This window comes from Jonesia quinghaiensis DSM 15701, from assembly GCF_000423205.1.
In the GTDB taxonomy this organism is placed as follows: domain Bacteria; phylum Actinomycetota; class Actinomycetes; order Actinomycetales; family Cellulomonadaceae; genus Jonesia; species Jonesia quinghaiensis.
Window position 1 is genome coordinate 350,710 of sequence record NZ_AUHN01000009.1, and the last position, 15,897, is coordinate 366,606.

Annotated in this window: 16 protein-coding genes; 10 read left to right on the forward strand and 6 right to left on the reverse strand. The window is 57.6% G+C overall.

Features of this window, described 5'->3' with window-relative positions; all coding sequences use genetic code 11:
- Positions 1 to 64 precede the first annotated feature (64 nt).
- Positions 65 to 1,141 carry a LacI family DNA-binding transcriptional regulator gene (locus tag G538_RS16035; RefSeq protein ID WP_035833914.1) on the forward strand — a complete coding sequence of 359 codons (1,077 nt, stop codon included), beginning with the start codon at positions 65 to 67 and terminating at the stop codon, positions 1,139 to 1,141.
- 67 nt (positions 1,142 to 1,208) lie between these two features.
- Here G538_RS16035 and pgi read toward each other — a convergent pair whose 3' ends face one another.
- Positions 1,209 to 2,894: a glucose-6-phosphate isomerase gene (pgi, locus tag G538_RS0109425; RefSeq protein ID WP_084618275.1), complete on the reverse strand. Its 1,686-nt coding sequence runs from the start codon at positions 2,892 to 2,894 to the stop codon at positions 1,209 to 1,211.
- A 180-nt stretch (positions 2,895 to 3,074) separates the two neighbouring features.
- Here pgi and G538_RS16040 point away from each other — a divergent pair, with 180 nt between their 5' ends.
- The 5 genes from G538_RS16040 (at position 3,075) to G538_RS0109450 (ending at position 7,063) form a co-directional block, all read left to right on the forward strand.
- Positions 3,075 to 3,473, forward strand: a complete 399-nt coding sequence (locus G538_RS16040) for a DUF4234 domain-containing protein (RefSeq protein ID WP_051196857.1) — start codon at positions 3,075 to 3,077, stop codon at positions 3,471 to 3,473.
- Positions 3,474 to 3,542: 69 nt separating this feature from the next.
- Positions 3,543 to 4,328, forward strand: a complete 786-nt coding sequence (locus tag G538_RS0109435) for an HNH endonuclease family protein (protein WP_245566835.1) — start codon at positions 3,543 to 3,545, stop codon at positions 4,326 to 4,328.
- Positions 4,329 to 4,448: 120 nt separating this feature from the next.
- Positions 4,449 to 5,585 (forward strand): ACR3 family arsenite efflux transporter, encoded by a 1,137-nt coding sequence (gene arsB / locus G538_RS16045; RefSeq protein WP_051196859.1) that lies wholly within the window; start codon positions 4,449 to 4,451, stop codon positions 5,583 to 5,585.
- Positions 5,582 to 6,586, forward strand: a complete 1,005-nt coding sequence (locus G538_RS0109445) for a metalloregulator ArsR/SmtB family transcription factor (RefSeq protein WP_029069132.1) — start codon at positions 5,582 to 5,584, stop codon at positions 6,584 to 6,586. The genes arsB and G538_RS0109445 overlap by 4 nt, the downstream gene beginning before the upstream one ends.
- Before the next feature lie 60 nt (positions 6,587 to 6,646).
- Positions 6,647 to 7,063, forward strand: coding sequence for an arsenate reductase ArsC (locus G538_RS0109450; RefSeq protein WP_029069133.1), 417 nt, complete (start codon positions 6,647 to 6,649; stop codon positions 7,061 to 7,063).
- Positions 7,064 to 7,188: 125 nt separating this feature from the next.
- Here G538_RS0109450 and G538_RS16050 read toward each other — a convergent pair whose 3' ends face one another.
- On the reverse strand, positions 7,189 to 7,539 hold the full coding sequence (locus G538_RS16050; protein WP_051196861.1) for an SdpI family protein: 351 nt from the start codon (positions 7,537 to 7,539) through the stop codon (positions 7,189 to 7,191).
- A 31-nt stretch (positions 7,540 to 7,570) separates the two neighbouring features.
- On the opposite strand from G538_RS16050, the gene G538_RS18035 reads away from it, so the two are divergent.
- Positions 7,571 to 7,939, forward strand: coding sequence for a hypothetical protein (locus G538_RS18035; protein WP_157544404.1), 369 nt, complete (start codon positions 7,571 to 7,573; stop codon positions 7,937 to 7,939).
- Between the two features lie 30 nt (positions 7,940 to 7,969).
- Here G538_RS18035 and G538_RS0109470 read toward each other — a convergent pair whose 3' ends face one another.
- Complete coding sequence (locus G538_RS0109470; protein WP_029069135.1) at positions 7,970 to 8,284, reverse strand: hypothetical protein; 315 nt, start codon at positions 8,282 to 8,284, stop codon at positions 7,970 to 7,972.
- A gap of 231 nt (positions 8,285 to 8,515) precedes the next feature.
- Complete coding sequence (locus G538_RS0109475; protein WP_029069136.1) at positions 8,516 to 10,036, reverse strand: alpha-N-arabinofuranosidase; 1,521 nt, start codon at positions 10,034 to 10,036, stop codon at positions 8,516 to 8,518.
- A 97-nt stretch (positions 10,037 to 10,133) separates the two neighbouring features.
- Between G538_RS0109475 and G538_RS16055 the strand changes: the two genes are divergently transcribed.
- Both G538_RS16055 and G538_RS0109485 read left to right on the forward strand, forming a co-directional pair.
- The gene (locus G538_RS16055; RefSeq protein ID WP_084618277.1) at positions 10,134 to 12,422 is read left to right on the forward strand and encodes a beta-L-arabinofuranosidase domain-containing protein; all 2,289 of its coding nucleotides are present in this window, start codon (positions 10,134 to 10,136) and stop codon (positions 12,420 to 12,422) included.
- Positions 12,419 to 13,429 carry a LacI family DNA-binding transcriptional regulator gene (locus tag G538_RS0109485; RefSeq protein WP_029069137.1) on the forward strand — a complete coding sequence of 337 codons (1,011 nt, stop codon included), beginning with the start codon at positions 12,419 to 12,421 and terminating at the stop codon, positions 13,427 to 13,429. The genes G538_RS16055 and G538_RS0109485 overlap by 4 nt, the downstream gene beginning before the upstream one ends.
- Here G538_RS0109485 and G538_RS18330 read toward each other — a convergent pair.
- Complete coding sequence (locus G538_RS18330) at positions 13,418 to 13,690, reverse strand: Rieske 2Fe-2S domain-containing protein (protein ID WP_425402188.1); 273 nt, start codon at positions 13,688 to 13,690, stop codon at positions 13,418 to 13,420. The two genes, G538_RS0109485 and G538_RS18330, sit on opposite strands and share 12 nt — an antisense overlap.
- A 135-nt stretch (positions 13,691 to 13,825) precedes the next feature.
- A complete protein-coding gene (locus tag G538_RS0109495; RefSeq protein ID WP_029069139.1) occupies positions 13,826 to 14,203 on the reverse strand; it encodes an FAD-binding oxidoreductase/lyase in 378 nt (125 codons plus the stop codon).
- A 273-nt stretch (positions 14,204 to 14,476) separates the two neighbouring features.
- On the opposite strand from G538_RS0109495, the gene G538_RS16060 reads away from it, so the two are divergent.
- On the forward strand, positions 14,477 to 15,897 hold a 1,421-nt coding region (locus G538_RS16060; RefSeq protein WP_035833920.1), incomplete at its 3' end, for a methyl-accepting chemotaxis protein.

Sequence of the window (15,897 nt, forward strand, 5' to 3'; positions counted from 1 at the left end):
CTTAGTGAAGGCATCTGCCCTGAAAAAATCAGTTTTTCCCCACCCCACACAGTAAGGTGATTGCGTGTCAACACCCGCCCACCCGAAGAAGCGTGCCACGATCCACGACGTTGCCCGTGAGGCTGGAGTATCACGCGGAACCGTCAGCCGGTACTTCAACGGCGACAGCTACGTGTCAACGTCGTCACGCTCCGCAATTGAGCAGGCCATCGCCAAAGTTGGGTACGTGCCCAACACTGCCGCCCGCAATCTGGTACGACAACGCACCCAAACAGTTGCGTTTATCGTTCACGAACCCGCCTCACTCTTTACTGAGGACCCCAACATTGGTGGGATCCTCGTGGGGGCAAACAATGAACTCTCCGAACGTGACTACCAGTTGGTGTGTCTTGTCATTGACTCGGCACGCGACACGCACAGGGTTGAGCAATACTTGCGCGGCGGATTTGTGGATGGCGCCATTGTTGTTTCCGCACGCATGGGCGACCCTGTGACCCGCGTGATTACCGAATCACGAATACCCGCCACCTACATCGGGCACCCACCAGACCTTGCCGGCATCCCCTTCATTGGCATCGACAACATCACCGCTTCACGCAGCATCACCCAAGAACTTCTCGATGTCGGTCACGAAAACATCGCGATCCTCGCAGCTGGGCTTGACCGCGACTCAGGGGTCGACCGCCTTGAAGGGTTCAGCCAAGCGATGGGCCCACTGCTCAATCGTGGTCTGATCCAGCCAGTAGAAACCTACTCGTACAGCGACGGCTATGACGGCGCGTTAGAACTCCTGCACCGCGCGCCCGATGTCACCGCAATTTTCGCCACTTCTGACGCGGTTGCAGCCGGCGCTGCCAATGCGATCAAACGCCTTGGGCTGCGTATCCCCCAAGATGTTTCCGTTGTGGGGTTCGACGATTCTGTGTGGGCGACACGCAGCGACCCAGAGCTCACCACCATCCACCAGCCTTCACGGGGTATGGGAACAGCAGCAGCACAGTGCACGGTTGCCCAAATCGAAGGGACTTTCGACGAATGGGCCGCGCCGCGCAGACTCATCCATTTAGGCAGTGCACCCGGCATCATGCTTGACACCTATGTTGTACCCCGCAACTCTGTGGCACCGCCACGGCCTCAATAAAGTCACAGCAAAAACGGGGGCGGCCACACGTTGCCGTGTGACCGCCCCCGGACTAGCAGGTTACTGGTTATGCCCGCCCACGCATCGTGCGGTAGGTAGCAATAAGGGCGTTTGTTGACGCGTCTGCCGTGTACTCAGGGGTACCCTCAGCGGTGAGCATTGGCTCAAACTGAAGAGCCATTTGCTTGCCGAGTTCTACACCCCACTGGTCAAAGGCGTTGATTCCCCAGATGGCCGCTTGGGTGAAGGTGATGTGCTCGTACAGCGCCACCAATTGACCGAGAACTGATGGTGTCAGCTTCTCAGCAATGATGGAGTTGGTGGGCCGGTTACCGGGCATAACACGGTGAGGAATGATGTCCTCCGCGGTACCTTCTGCACGAACCTCGTCAGCTGTTTTACCGAACGCGAGCGCAGCTGTTTGTGCGAAGTAGTTCGACATGAACAGGTCATGCATGGAGCCTAGGTCGTGGTTGGGTTGAGCGAACCCAATGAAGTCAGCGGGTGTGAGCTTTGTGCCCTGGTGCAGCAACTGGTAGAAGGCGTGCTGCCCGTTTGTGCCTGGCTCACCCCAGAAAATCTCACCTGTTTGTACAGGGAAGCCGCCGGCGGATTCCGACACGGCTGTTCCGTCAACTCGCACGGACTTACCGTTGGACTCCATGGTGAGTTGTTGGAGGTATGCGGGGAAACGGACGAGGTACTGACTGTATGGCAGAACGGCCCGTGATGAGGTTCCGAAGAAGTTGTTGTACCAGACGTTCAGCAAGCCCATGAGGACTGGCACGTTCTGGGAGAACTCTGTGGTGCGGAAGTGTTCGTCCATGGTGTGGAAGCCAGCGAGCATTTCGCGGAAGTTCTGTGGCCCAACGGAGAGCATGAGTGCGAGGCCAACTGCGGAGTCGAAGGAGTAGCGCCCCCCTACCCAGTCCCAGAAACCAAACATGTTTGCGGTGTCGATACCGAACTCAGCAACGCGCTGGGCGTTGGTGGACACTGCAACGAAGTGTTTGGCAACAGCGGCTTCATCACCGTTGAATGCTTCAAGCAACCAGGTACGGGCTTGGCGCGCGTTGGTGAGTGTTTCTGCTGTGCCAAAGGTTTTGGAGGCCACAATAAAGAGCGTGGTTTCCAGGTTGATGCCGTTGACTTTTTCAAACACGTCGGTGGGGTCAATGTTTGACACAAACCGGCATTCGATGGCGCGGTCTGCGTAGTCGCGTAGGGCTTCGTAGGCCATCACTGGGCCAAGGTCTGACCCACCAATACCGATGTTGACGATGGTGTCGATACGTTTGCCGGAGTGGCCTACCCACTCACCGGAGCGTACTTTGTTGGCGAACGCTTCCATGCGGTCAAGAACGTCGTGAACGTCGTGGACAATGTCTTGCCCATCAACGGTGAGTTGCGCTTCGCGTGGGAGGCGGAGCGCGGTGTGGAGGACTGCACGGTCTTCGGTGATGTTGATGTGGTCGCCGCGGTACATTGCGTCGATTTTCTCGCGCAGACCTGCTGTTTCGGCGAGCGCTACGAGGCGTTCGACGGTGTCAGCGGTAATGCGGTTCTTTGAGTAGTCCAGGATCAGATCGCCTGCGGTGGCGGTTAGTGTGGTTGCTCGTTGTGGGTCCTGTGCGAAGAGTTCACGCAGGTGGAGTGGTTCGATTCGCTGGTATTCCTCAGCGAGGGCTTGCCAAGCTGGTGTGCCAGTGATGTCGTATGGTGATGTGCTGTGGGTGTCGTGGCCGTGTGTCACGGAATTCCTCTCCCGGTGGTGTGGTGTTCTCCTCTGAGAAGACTACTAGGTTGTGGTGTTGCGGCTTAGTGCCAAACGGCCCAGCGGGTCGAGGCCTGTGGCTTCACAATGGGGAGTGCGTACTATTAACGACTGTATTGCTTTACGCGGTAAATAATTTTTTGGTTGTACATTACGACTATGACTTACGAAAATGCTCCCGCTGCCCAGCCAGCTTATGAAACTTCCAACCCGTTTCCTCATGGTTTTGTGGGCAAGCAACGCTCACCTATTGTGGTGTGGATCTTAGGCGTTGTGACCTTCGGTATTTATTGGCTTGTTTGGTACTACTTGGTGAATGAGGAAATCGCTCGTTCGGATTCACGTATTCAGGTGAACCCTGTTCTTGCTTTGCTGGCACAGCTGGTTCCTATCGTGAACTTGGTGAGCATTTACAACACGGGTGTCCGTATCAAGCAACTGCAGGGTTTTAATGGTGTACCTGAAACAGCCAGTGGAGGTTTCGGTATTTTGTGGACCTTCATCTTGACGATTATGCCTGCGTACTACCAGAGTGAACTGAACAAGATTTCTCGCTGATAGCTTGAGGTTTTAACGTGTGGGCGGTGTCGTACTGACATCGCCCACACGTTTTTTAGCATGTCGTGTGTGAGCATCGCTGTGCAGGTGGAAGGCCTACTAGCGGGACAGTGTCAGGTAGGGTTGGCGACGATGAAAAAGAGCCTGATCTCAACTTTTGTAGCCGTCGTTGCGATTGCCGGGTGGCTGATTGCCTCCGCTCTTGGCATCTCGCTTCCCTTTGATGTTGGTGGTTCGCAGCCCAGTGGGGCTTATGTGGATGTCGCTGAGCAGCTTGATGAGTTGCCGGTGAAGGGCCGCGCCCCAAAGACGGGGTATTCGCGTGAGGAGTTTGGCCCTGCGTGGAAGGACGTTGACCGCAATGGGTGCGATACGCGCAATGATATTTTGCGCCGGGACCTTGAGGACTTGACGTACAAGGATGACACCAAGGGGTGCGTTGTCGCCTCAGGGACGCTTGATGACTTGTACACCGGGACAACTATTGATTTTGTTCGCGGCCCTGACTCAGCGCAGGTACAGATTGACCACGTCGTTGCCTTGTCCGATGCGTGGCAGAAGGGCGCGCAGCAGCTTAGCAAAACTGAGCGTGAAGCGCTCGCGAATGATCCATTGAACCTCTTCGCTTCGCAGGGGCGCGCTAACTCCCAAAAGGGTGACGGCGATGCTGCGACCTGGCTGCCGTCGAACAAGGACTTTCGCTGCCAGTATGTGGCGACCCAGGTTGCTGTGAAGTCGAAGTATTCGTTGTGGGTGACTGCGGCGGAAAAAGAGGCCATCAGCGATGTGTTGTCTGGTTGCACGGGTGATGTTCCGTGGGCTGATCCGGTACCTGAGCCTGGGGTTTCTCGTTAAGTTAACGCCCTCACACCGCACCACACACAAGCCTGTATCGATTAATTTCGATACAGGCTTGTGTCGCGCATAGATGGATGTCAATATAGAGGAGAATCAATACAGCGACCTCGGAGCGTCATGACGTCCACAGCAGCTGCACCTGCAGCGAAACTCTCCACACTCGACCGATGGCTTCCCGTGTGGATTGGCCTAGCCATGGTGGGGGGCATAGCCCTCTCGCACATCGTGCCCCAACTCTCAGACCTGCTCACAGCAATGGAAATTGGCGGAATATCGCTACCCATCGCACTGGGACTACTCATCATGATGTACCCCGTCTTAGCGAAAGTACGCTACGACAAAGTCGCCGAAGTCACCGGTGACCGTAAACTCCTTGTTCAATCCATTGTGTTGAACTGGCTGGTCGGGCCAGCGCTCATGTTCGCACTCGCCTGGATTTTTCTGCCCGACCTCCCCGAATACCGCACCGGGTTAATCATTGTTGGCCTCGCCCGATGCATCGCCATGGTGATCATCTGGAACGACCTCGCCTGCGGCGACCGAGAAGCAGCAGCGGTACTCGTTGCTATTAACTCCGTGTTCCAAATATTCGCGTTCTCTGTTCTCGGTTGGTTCTACCTCAGCGTCCTGCCCGGCTGGCTAGGCCTCGACGCAGGCGGGCTCGACGTTTCCATGGGCAAAATAGCCATCAACGTACTCATCTTCCTTGGGGTGCCCCTCGCCGCTGGCTTCGCGTCACGCATCATCGGTGAACGCACAAAAGGCCGCACCTGGTACAACAACACCTTCATTCCACGCATCAGCCCATGGGCGCTGTACGGATTGCTCTTCACCATCGTGTTGCTCTTCGCTCTCCAAGGCGAACAGATCACCAACCGCCCACTTGATGTGGCCCGCATCGCGCTCCCCCTCCTGGTGTACTTCGCCCTGATGTGGACCATCGGCATGATCTCCGGTCGTGTCTCCGGCTTAGGGTACGCACGCTCAACCACCCTGGCCTTCACCGCAGCTGGCAACAACTTCGAACTGGCCATCGCGGTAGCGATCGGAACATTCGGGGCAACCTCCGGCCAAGCCCTCGCCGGCGTCGTTGGCCCGCTCATTGAAGTACCAGTTCTTGTTGGACTTGTTTACGTTTCACTATGGGCCAGGCGCCGTTGGTTCGCCGATGAACCAACGAGTGCCGAGCACAACACCCCAACGGGGTCATCAGACCCCAGCACCCCACCCACCCCGAAAGTTGGTGCACCATGACCGCGACCATCCCACCCGTCGAAGCCAACGCTGAGGCGTGCGCAGCAACCCCAGCCAACAAAGCGCTCCCCCACGAAACAGCCACACCGCTGGCAGCGCTCCTCAAAGCAGCAGCAGACCCATTGCGGTTGCGGATTTTGTCACTCATCACAGCTTCCACACCCCCTGAAGCCTGCGTATGCGACTTCCTCGAACTTGACGACGTCTCCCAACCCACCGTGTCGCACCACCTGAAAGTTTTGCGAGACGCCGGGCTCGTAACATCACAGCGCCGAGGCACCTGGGTGTACTACCGCATAGCACCCCAATTTCTTGCGCCAGTGACCGGGCTACTCGAAGGATTCAGTCACGTTCTGCTCGACCACGCACCAGACCCACACGCGGATGGCTTGGCGAACGTGGAATCAGCACTGGACCGCATGACCGAACGACTCGCCGTTGCGCACCCGCAGGTCAGCGGTGACCTTGTGGCGCACATCGTGCGAGAATCCTACGCAGGTCTCGCCCGCAAAGCATCCATCAAAGCGCACCTCGTACCCCTGTCAGAACACTTTGCTAGGCAACGCCTCCAAGACGTTTCCCGTGACAAAACCGCCACCACAACACCGCAAGTACTGTTCGTATGCACCCAAAACGCTGGGCGCTCCCAACTCGCAGCAGCACTAACCCGCCTCCACGGCGGAGACCGCATCGTTGTGCGATCAGCAGGGTCAGCACCCGCATCTCAGATCCACCCACACGTTCGAGACGAACTTGCCACCATCGACGCCCCGTTTGAAGACGCATTCCCCAAACCACTCACCGACGATGCCGTCCGGGCAGCAGATGTTGTCATCACCATGGGCTGCGGTGACGTGTGCCCCATCATCCCCGGTGTGAGCTACGAAGACTGGCCGGTAGGTGACCCAGCACTTGCATCCCGCGAAGGCGTCGCCGCCATCCGGGCAGATATCGACGCACGAGTCACCGAATTACTTCAACGCCTGGGCGTCACCCCTTAACGTCAATGTCTCTCCCGCGGTGTGCACCAACCGGCGCACACCACCTGTGAAAGGAAAAGTATGTCCGCGAAACCCTCAGCTCTCTTTGTCTGCGTCCACAACGCTGGCCGCTCCCAAATGGCCGCCGGGTTCCTGCGCCACTTCGGTGGCGACAACGTTGAGGTTCGATCAGCCGGCTCAGCCCCTGCCGAACACATCAACCCCATCGCCGTTGAAGCGATGGCTGAACTTGGCATCGACATCACCGCCGAGCAACCCAAAGTACTCACCACCGACGCCGTTCAGGCCTCCGATGTTGTGATCACCATGGGTTGCGGGGACGCCTGCCCAATCTTCCCCGGCAAACGCTACGAAGACTGGAAACTTGAGGACCCAGCTGGCCAAGGCATCGAATCAGTGCGCCCTATCCGCGACGACATCAAAGACCGTATTTTGACGCTCCTGAGCGAACTGGGTGTTGAGGCCGCCAACGTTTAATCCCGGACATAAGTGGGGGCGAAGTAACCTTTTCACTCGTCATGAAACGGCCGCAAGCTAACACCGCATACGGGTGGGGGCGAAGACTGAGATCCAGTCTTCGCCCCCACCCATACCCCGAAGATCTATATGTTCCTAGCACGCTTATTTGCAGCCATACCAGCGCCGACGATGAGCACAAGAACAGAAAAATAACCGGCCAATGTCACGACATCAAGAAGCATGTCAGGCAATGAGGCAGCCATCATCGCACCTAGAGCCCCCGCACAAGTTATCGAGACAATTCCACCTGTCATGAAAAATGGGTAGGCAGCTCTGTGCCCCTGTTTCCACGCTTGTTCACTCTTCCTCGTATGCTGCGTTCTTATCCCCATCACACTGTTTGGCTTCAACCACCCTGTACGAATGCCGTGCACAGCAACCCAACAAGCCACCGCTAACGTCAAAAAACCTAACATGGGTGGAATATAGGTCATTACGGCCTCCATTGACGTACTGTGCGAGGCCTTGGATTACACATTTTTAACGGACCACGCAGAAAACGCTATAACTTTTTTTACCCGCCTGCTTCCAGAACTCTCAGCACCCTCGCGGTTCCAGCTTGCTCAATACCTCTCGAGCCAACTAGGGCAGAGTATGTGCCACTTGCCTGGAGCATCTGCGTTGAATGCTCGGATCATGGCTGAAGCTTCGATGCTCCTTACTCAAGAGCTTGCTGACGCCATGGAGGACTTTTCCTACCTCAGCGCCAGCGCGAGCCCGGATGGAGCAGTGGATGATGCGGTCGCTCACCGTGTCGCTGCGGTGGCCTTACTATTTCGTCAGGCCCATCAGAACCTGCTGACCGAAGAGCCACATTTACCGACAGCACAGTGAGGCATTGGCACCGATTAAACTGTGGTTGGTTTAGCCAGCCCAAGCGATGAGGTGGACGAGGCCCAGGGTGCTCAGTGAGCACAGGAAAGTTTGGTCGTCGCTGATGTCGATGCTCCCGGCGCGTGAATCGGTGGCGAGAAGATCACTCTGGTAAGCCATGCGCGCTTTGCGGGCCGCCTTGCCGTCAAGCCACTGGTAGCCGGGGATCAAGGACTCAATCAGTTCGGTGTGGGTGTTTCCGAAGGTGGGGCCGTGGTTTGTCAGCATGGCCAGTGTCCACGCGACGTCTTCAACGGGCTGAATGGGGTTCATGGGGCGTGGTGACGCTTCTGTGATGACCGACATCTGCTGCTCTCCTGTTGTTATGCGGAGTGATGCTTCCGACCGTTCTTCTCTGCGTTACGCATCCAACGCTGCGGTGACTGTGCGCGAGTATTCCACCGCGGCGTTGGAAGCACACCATTACTTTCCCCCTAAACAAACTTGGCAAGCAAGTTACTTTAGGGGGGTTGACACACCGTCAGATCGAGTTTATTTTACGCACTAAACAATTCGACCGGCTGATCAGGTAACGGATTATTCGAGCCCTAGGGACACCGTCACGTAGGAGTGCGCAGGCAGGTCAACCTCGAGCCCACCAGCGACGCGGCGCACCCCATCCCAGGCTTTCGGGGCTACCGCATCCGGCGCATCGGGGGTGTTGTGGTCCCGCACGTCGCCCGCTGTCAAAATTCGCGCGCCAATGTCCGCAAAAGCGCGTCCTCGCAGGTCAAGCGTGACGGTGCGCGCTTCGCTGAGGTCCAGGTTCGACAGCGAAATCAGTGCGCTGTTGTCTTTTGTTGACGCTGAGGCAGACAGCGCTGGAAGCTTTTTGTCGCCGATTTTCCGTGGCTCTGGCGCGTCTTTGGCAACGACATCGAGCACGTGTGCGTCATGGTGGGCGGTGTTCATTTCGAACACGTGGTAGGTCGGGGTGAGAACGAGGGCCCCGGTGTCTGGGTCGGTGAGGATCATCGCTTGGAGCACGTTAACGGTTTGGGCAATGTTCGCCATGAAGAGCCGGTCTGCGTACTTACCGAAGATGTCAAAGTGCACTGAGGCGACAAGTGCGTCACGCATCGTGTTTTGTTGGTAGAGGAAACCAGGGTTGGTTCCTTCTTCAACCTGCCACCAGGTGCCCCACTCGTCCAGAACCAGCCCAATAGTTTTGCATGGGTCGTAGTGGTCCATGATGGTGGTGTGACGCTTGAGTAGGGTGTCGATGTGCCAGGCGTTGGCCATTGTTGCGTAGTACTCGTCTTCAGTGAAGACGGTGGCTTTGCCTTTGTTTTCCCACTCCGCAGACATCGTGTAGTAGTGCAGTGAGATGGCTTGGTATGGGCTGGCAACACCAGCTGAGTTGCAGCCAACACAGCCCACGGATTTCATGAGTGTTTCAGTCCACCCGAAGTCGTCCACGTTGGCTCCAGCGGCGATGCGGTAGAGCTTGTTGTCTCCGTGGTCGCGCAGGAACGTGGCGTATTGGCGGGCGAGGTCACCGTAGGCTTGTGCGGTCATGTTACCGCCGCAGCCCCAGGCTTCGTTTCCGATACCCCAGTAAGGTACTTTCCACGGCTCTTCGCGGCCGTTTTCTTTGCGCAAGCGGACCATCGGTGAGTCACCGTCACGGGTCAGGTATTCCACCCATTCGCTCATTTCGCGAACAGTGCCGGACCCCACGTTCCCGTTGACGTACGCCTCGGTGCCGAGCAGTTCGACGAGGTCCATGAACTCGTGCGTGCCGAAGTGGTTGTTTTCTTCGACGTTGCCCCAGTGGGTGTTGACCATGCGGGGGCGGTGTTCGCGCGGGCCGATTCCGTCTTTCCAGTGGTATTCATCGGCAAAGCACCCCCCTGGCCAACGCAGGTTGGGGATGTTCAGGGCCCGTAGCGCGTCAACGACGTCACTGCGGATGCCACGTTCGTTGGGAATGTCTGAGTCTTCTCCCACCCAGAACCCGCCGTAGATGCAGCGGCCAAGGTGTTCTGCGAAGTGGCCGTAGAGGTGGCGCGATTGGACTGCACCGGGAAGGTCGAGGTTGATGACGTAGGTGGTCATGACAGCTCCTTTGCTTGGGTCTTCACACACCAAGTAAATCGATTTACAATCGTCTTGTCCAGACCCAATTTTTATTACTCACTTGCTGGAGGCATCGATGAGGATGTTCACCCCTGACGCCGTCACGTTGCTAGACGGCCCACTACGCACCACCCAAGAAACAGCCCTCACCTACGCCCTCGCCCTGGACCCCCACCGCCTCTTAGCGCCATACCGCCGGGAAGCTGGGCTACCCGCAGAAGCCGACAGTTACGGAAACTGGGAAAACTCCGGCCTCGACGGCCACACCCTGGGCCACGTACTGTCCGCCTTGGCATACGCGGCCATAACCCCCACCCCTCTGGCCACACAAGCCCGCGAGCGCTTGGGGGTTCTTGTTGCAGGGCTTAAGCAGTGTCAGGCGGCGGTGGGTAGTGGTTACGTGGGTGGCATTCCGCAGGGGCGCGAACTGTGGGAGCGTATTGGTCGCGGTGAGGTGGATCCGGATTCGTTTGGGCTTAATGGTGCGTGGGTGCCGTGGTACAACCTGCACAAGGTTTTTGCCGGGTTGATTGATGCTGGGTGGGTGGCCGATGTGCCGGTTGCGCGTGAGGTTGTCCTGGGGTTGGCGAATTGGTGGTTGGCGATTGCGCAGCGCATGGATGATTCTCGGTTTGAGGCGATGTTGGTGACCGAGTTTGGTGCGATGAATGCTGCGTTCGCGGATTTGTCGGTGCTCAGTGGTGATGGCCGGTATCTGGATATGGCTCGTCGTTTTACGGATCGTCGGTTGTTTGATCCGTTGCTTCGTGGTGAGGACCCGTTGGTGGGGTTGCATGGGAATACTCAGATCGCGAAGGCGTTGGGGTATGCGCGGACTGCGTTGGCTGGTGGTGGGGATGAGTATCGGGTTGCGGCCCGTAGGTTGTGGGACATTGTGGTGCGGGATCACACGTTGTCGTGTGGTGGTAATTCTGTGCGTGAGCATTTGCCCGCTGACCCGTATGCTCCGTTTTTCTCTGAGCAGGGGCCGGAGACGTGTAATACGCACAATATGTTGCGGTTGACTGCTGCGTTGCTTGAGTTGGGGGAAGCACCTCGGGAGTTGATGGATTTTGCGGAGGCGGCTCTGCTGAATCATGTGGTGTCTTCGGTGCACCCAGAGGGCGGTTTTGTGTATTTCACGCCGGCGCGTCCGCGTCATTATCGCGTGTATTCGCAGGTGGATGAGTGTTTTTGGTGCTGTGTGGGTACGGGGATGGAAAACCTCGTCAAGAATGGGCAGTTGCTGTACACCCACGCGGGTGATGGTGTGTTTGTGCATGTGGGGGCGGCTTCGCAGGTGCGGTGGGGTGAGCGTGGGGTGACGCTTCGTCAGCCGTGGACGCTGGACGATGCTGGTATCACGGTGGGTGTTGACTCCGTGGCCGCTGATGCTGGGGAGTGGGCCATACATGTCCGATGCCCGTGGTGGGTGGTTGGGCAGGTCACGGTCCGTGTCAATGATGTTGCCGTGCTTGGCCGGGTTGAGCATTCCGGTTACGTCACTGTGCGCCGGGTATGGCAGGTGGGTGATCGGCTTGATGTTGTGTTGCCGCAGGGTGTGCGTGCCAGGTTCGCGCCGCGTGGGGCTCAGTGGGTGTCATTTACTCGTGGTCCGTGGGTGCTTGCTGCCCGGGCATGTGATGATGTGGCACGTAGTGCTGGGCGTCGTGGTGAGCACGCTGATGATTCGCGGATGGGTCATGTTGCCGCTGGTGAGTTACTGCCGTTGGCTGACGTTCCTGTCCTTGTGCTAGACACCCCTGAACGCATGATCGAACAGTTACGTGATGAGGGGGTGGAGTTGGAGCGTTTCGCGACCCTCCATGAGGACCGGTACACCATGTATTTCCCCACGGCACTGGATGAATCTGACCGGGAAAAGGTTCGCCGTGCCCTGGCTGAGCGTGATGCCCGTGAGCAGGCGGACGCTGCGGCGACCCGTGACGTTGTCGCTGCGGGGGAACAACAACCAGAGGTTGATCATCAGTTTTTTGGTGCGTCCACTTCCGCTGGTACCACGGCTGGTACATCGTGGCGGGTAACCACCGACCACTTTGGGTACGTACTACGTAACCGCCACACGGAATCCGACCTGACCAACCCAGGTGAGGGATCGGGCGAAAAAGCCGGTGCCCTCCAGGTGACGTTCCTTGACCACATTGAGGCGGGCATCGTGCACATATCAGTCAACGGCATTGCCGTTGACCCGGCGCACCACACACCACACCACGGTGCCCACCACGCAACAGTGCCCCTCACCGCCTGGGGTTTCCACACCAACCAACCAGAACTCCAGGTAGAAATCCGCGCCACCACACAGGAACAAACACCAGCAGTGACCGAGATAAGGTGGCTGATGTGAAACCCCCACCCCGCACCACAGTCACCCTCGCTGATGTTGCCGCAGCAGCAGGCGTGTCAAAAGCTGCAGTGTCAGGGGTGCTCAACGGTAAACCGCGAGTCTCTGCAACAACAGCGCAACGCATTAAAGACGCCGCAAAAAACCTGGGCTACCACGCGAACCCCACAGCCCGGCAACTACGGTCCGGGCGTACCGACGCCGTGGGATTTGTTATCCCCGAACTGCACCGCCCGTACTTCGGGGAGCTCGCCACCCACCTCGCAAACCAACTGGAACAGCAAGGGCGCCACCTTGTCATCCAACGAAGCGGTGGATCACGGGAACAGGAACTCGCAGCCGCCCAATTCGCGCAACTACGACGCTACGACGCTGTGATCATGTCGGTACTGGGTGTGGACCCACCAGACCTCGAATCCCTTGGTTTCACCATTCCGTTGGTACTTCTGGGAGAAAAATCGATGCCCGGAGCCCACCCTCAAGTCCTCATGGACAACGAAACTGGGGCGTTCGAGGCAGTGAAACACCTCCTTACCCGCGGCGCGCAACACATCGTCATGCTCGGCGGATCTCACTCACCAGACCGCAACGACATGACCCGGCGACGCACCCAGGGTTACCGCACCGCACACACCACACTGGGGCAACCACTCATTGAGGAACTCATCATTGAACTTGGTGGAGTTGGTGCGGAAAGCGGCTACACCGCCACCACACAACTCATCGCCGACGGGCACACCTTTGACGCAATATTTGCTGTCACCGACGTTGTTGCCATGGGTGCGTTGCGGGCACTAGCAGACGCCGGGTTGCGCGTACCCCACGACGTCCAAGTCATCGGGTTTGATGACATCGCTGACTGCAACTACACCGTCCCACGGCTCACCTCAGTCAACCCACACAAAGAACACATCGCAACAGCAGTGTTAGACCTCATTGCCGTGCCAAACAATGACAACCGCGTCATCACCGTGCCCACAACACTCAACGTCCGCGAATCAACGCTCTGACAAATCGTCAACTGCTGGCCCCTCAAGACGGGTGCCATCAGCAGCAAACCGCGACCCATGCAGCGGGCAATCCCACGTCTTCTCCGCGTCATTCCACTGCACAATGCCACCAAGGTGAGTGCACGCCGCAGACACTGCGCGCGTGCACCCATCAACCGTGGACTCAGCAACGGAGTGGAGCCCCCTGCGCCCCACTCGCCCATCGCCTTCCAGCGGCGGTGTCTCATCCAAGCTCCGTAGCGCTGCAAGCCTGTCCTTCACCAGATCATGTGTCACGTGAGCGGTCAGTCTTGCAGTGCTGCCCACACTTTTCACCTCATGAGATGACCAAGAATCCACTGCTGAAGCCCATTCCACCTGATCACCGGTGATATCGCCGCGTATGAGCGTTGAACCTCAAGGCGAGCGAACAACCCGGCACCCCTCCACGATCCGCACACCCAGTTCATGGGAAGGATCAGCAAGAGCTCTCAGCGCCCCCATGGGGTCGATCCGCCACTGCCCGTCAAGGGGCCACACCCCGGCGAAACACAAACGGACATCAGCACTGTGCATAAGGTACGCATCGAGCCCAACTGCAGATGCTGCCGCCATTTCATCCTCAACCAAACCTGAGGCATCTGCGTCAATAATCACCACGTCGCAGGGCTCATCTCCCACCTCCGATGCGCCAGGTAGCATGGGGGCCGCGTGGGCTTTCACCTCCGAATCTGGCACATGCTGCTGTGCCTGAGCACGCCACCAAGAACCTGAACGAACAGAGTGAAGGTCCATGCCCCTATCCTCGACAGGTTCACCGTGTCTGCAACCGCGCACGGAGCCGCAAAGAGCGTATTCCCGGGACCTTTTTCCCTTCTTCACGTTCTCCCCCACTGTTACTTGGTCGAACCTACCAGTGGTCAGTGGGAGCGGTTTCACCCCCTGCGAACCTTCACCACGGTGTGAGCTGGCCGACAGTGCAAGTAAGCGGGGTACATAACTCTCGCAACATCGCGCAGACAACGTAGCACCCAAGCCACACAGTGGCAGCACACCACAGGAGAGTTCATGTCTACCACCCCAGGTCAACGCCCCCGGCGCTTTTCCATGAGCAACGCACCACTAACCGTACAAATCGCTACCCCCGCAGTCATCCTTGGTGTGGTTGCGTTCATTATGGGAATACTGGCCATTACCTCAGCGAACACGTTGTCGCTAGGGCAAACCGAAATGAATGACCAACAGGTTAAGCCCTTGGCACTATTGGCGACAATGCAAAGTCAATTCGAAAGTAGTCAAATACAAGCTGCAGCACTCATCGCATTTGAAGGCGAAGACATTTCCGCACGGATCGCAGCACTCGACGAACGTGAACGCGAAACAGAAGCAATTATTGATGAGTACCGTCCCTTTGTCGCCAATCCTGCCACCTTGGCTGGTATTGAAGAAGGTATAGCAGCGTTTCATGCTGCTGTTCGCGGTGAGTGGGCACAACTCGTTGTGGCCGGGGATGACGCAACCACCCGCGCTTACCTTCAAAACACGTTAGAACCCATCGCAGTGGCAACTGATGAACTGTTTTCCACCGGGATAGAAAACCGCGTCAACAGCGCTGATACGCTCGATGACGAAGGCGACGATCTCGCCATGCAAACCAACGTGATACTGATCAGCACACTCATTGTGGGGCTCGTCATCGGGGTAAGCATCGCGTTGGTTATCATCCGCCAACTGCGGCGGTCAATCCAACGAGTCGGTAGCGTGCTGGATGAACTCAGCCACGGGAACCTCACAGAAATCCCCGTCGCCACAACCACCAACGAAATTGGCCAGATGGTGACCTCCCTCGGTCACGCCATGACAAGCCTGCGCGAAACATTATTTGAAGTCACCGAATCAGCAGAAACACTAGCCGCCGCATCCGAGGAACTCTCCGCCGGGTCCACCCAAGTTGCCGCAGGAGCCGAAGAAACCTCAGCCCAAGCCAGCGTGGTGGCTGCCGCAACAGATGAAGTCACCAGCAACATCCAAACCGTGGCCGCAGGAGCTGAACAAATGAGCAACGCGATCCGCGAAATTGCCGAAAACGCGTCCAACGCTGCAGGTGTCGCCACCAAAGCGGTAGGAGTTTCTGGGAAAGCCGCCGAAACCATTACTGACCTGGGCAACGGTGCGCGTGAAATTGGTGCAGTAGTCAACCTCATCACCTCCATCGCCGAACAAACCAACCTCCTCGCCCTGAACGCAACCATCGAAGCAGCACGAGCAGGAGAAGCAGGAAAAGGCTTCGCCGTCGTCGCCTCCGAAGTCAAAGACCTCGCCCAAGAATCAGCACGCGCAGCAGAAGACATCACCCGCCAAATCGAAAAAAACCAACTCCAAACACAAGACGCCGTCACAGCAATCACCGAAATCTCCGACATCATCGCATCCATCAACGACTACCAAATGTCCATCTCCTCAGCAGTCGAAGAACAAACAGCCACCAC

What these genes read in the sequence shown, in the direction of transcription:
- G538_RS16040 (WP_051196857.1), top strand. Translation starts at nt 3,075, where the DNA reads ATGACTTACGAAAATGCTCCCGCTGCCCAGCCAGCTTATGAAACTTCC.
- arsB (WP_051196859.1), top strand. Translation starts at nt 4,449, where the DNA reads ATGACGTCCACAGCAGCTGCACCTGCAGCGAAACTCTCCACACTCGAC.
- G538_RS0109445 (WP_029069132.1), top strand. Translation starts at nt 5,582, where the DNA reads ATGACCGCGACCATCCCACCCGTCGAAGCCAACGCTGAGGCGTGCGCA.
- G538_RS0109450 (WP_029069133.1), top strand. Translation starts at nt 6,647, where the DNA reads ATGTCCGCGAAACCCTCAGCTCTCTTTGTCTGCGTCCACAACGCTGGC.
- G538_RS16050 (WP_051196861.1), bottom strand. Translation starts at nt 7,539, where the DNA reads ATGACCTATATTCCACCCATGTTAGGTTTTTTGACGTTAGCGGTGGCT.
- G538_RS0109470 (WP_029069135.1), bottom strand. Translation starts at nt 8,284, where the DNA reads ATGTCGGTCATCACAGAAGCGTCACCACGCCCCATGAACCCCATTCAG.
- G538_RS0109475 (WP_029069136.1), bottom strand. Translation starts at nt 10,036, where the DNA reads ATGACCACCTACGTCATCAACCTCGACCTTCCCGGTGCAGTCCAATCG.
- G538_RS16055 (WP_084618277.1), top strand. Translation starts at nt 10,134, where the DNA reads ATGAGGATGTTCACCCCTGACGCCGTCACGTTGCTAGACGGCCCACTA.
- G538_RS0109495 (WP_029069139.1), bottom strand. Translation starts at nt 14,203, where the DNA reads ATGGACCTTCACTCTGTTCGTTCAGGTTCTTGGTGGCGTGCTCAGGCA.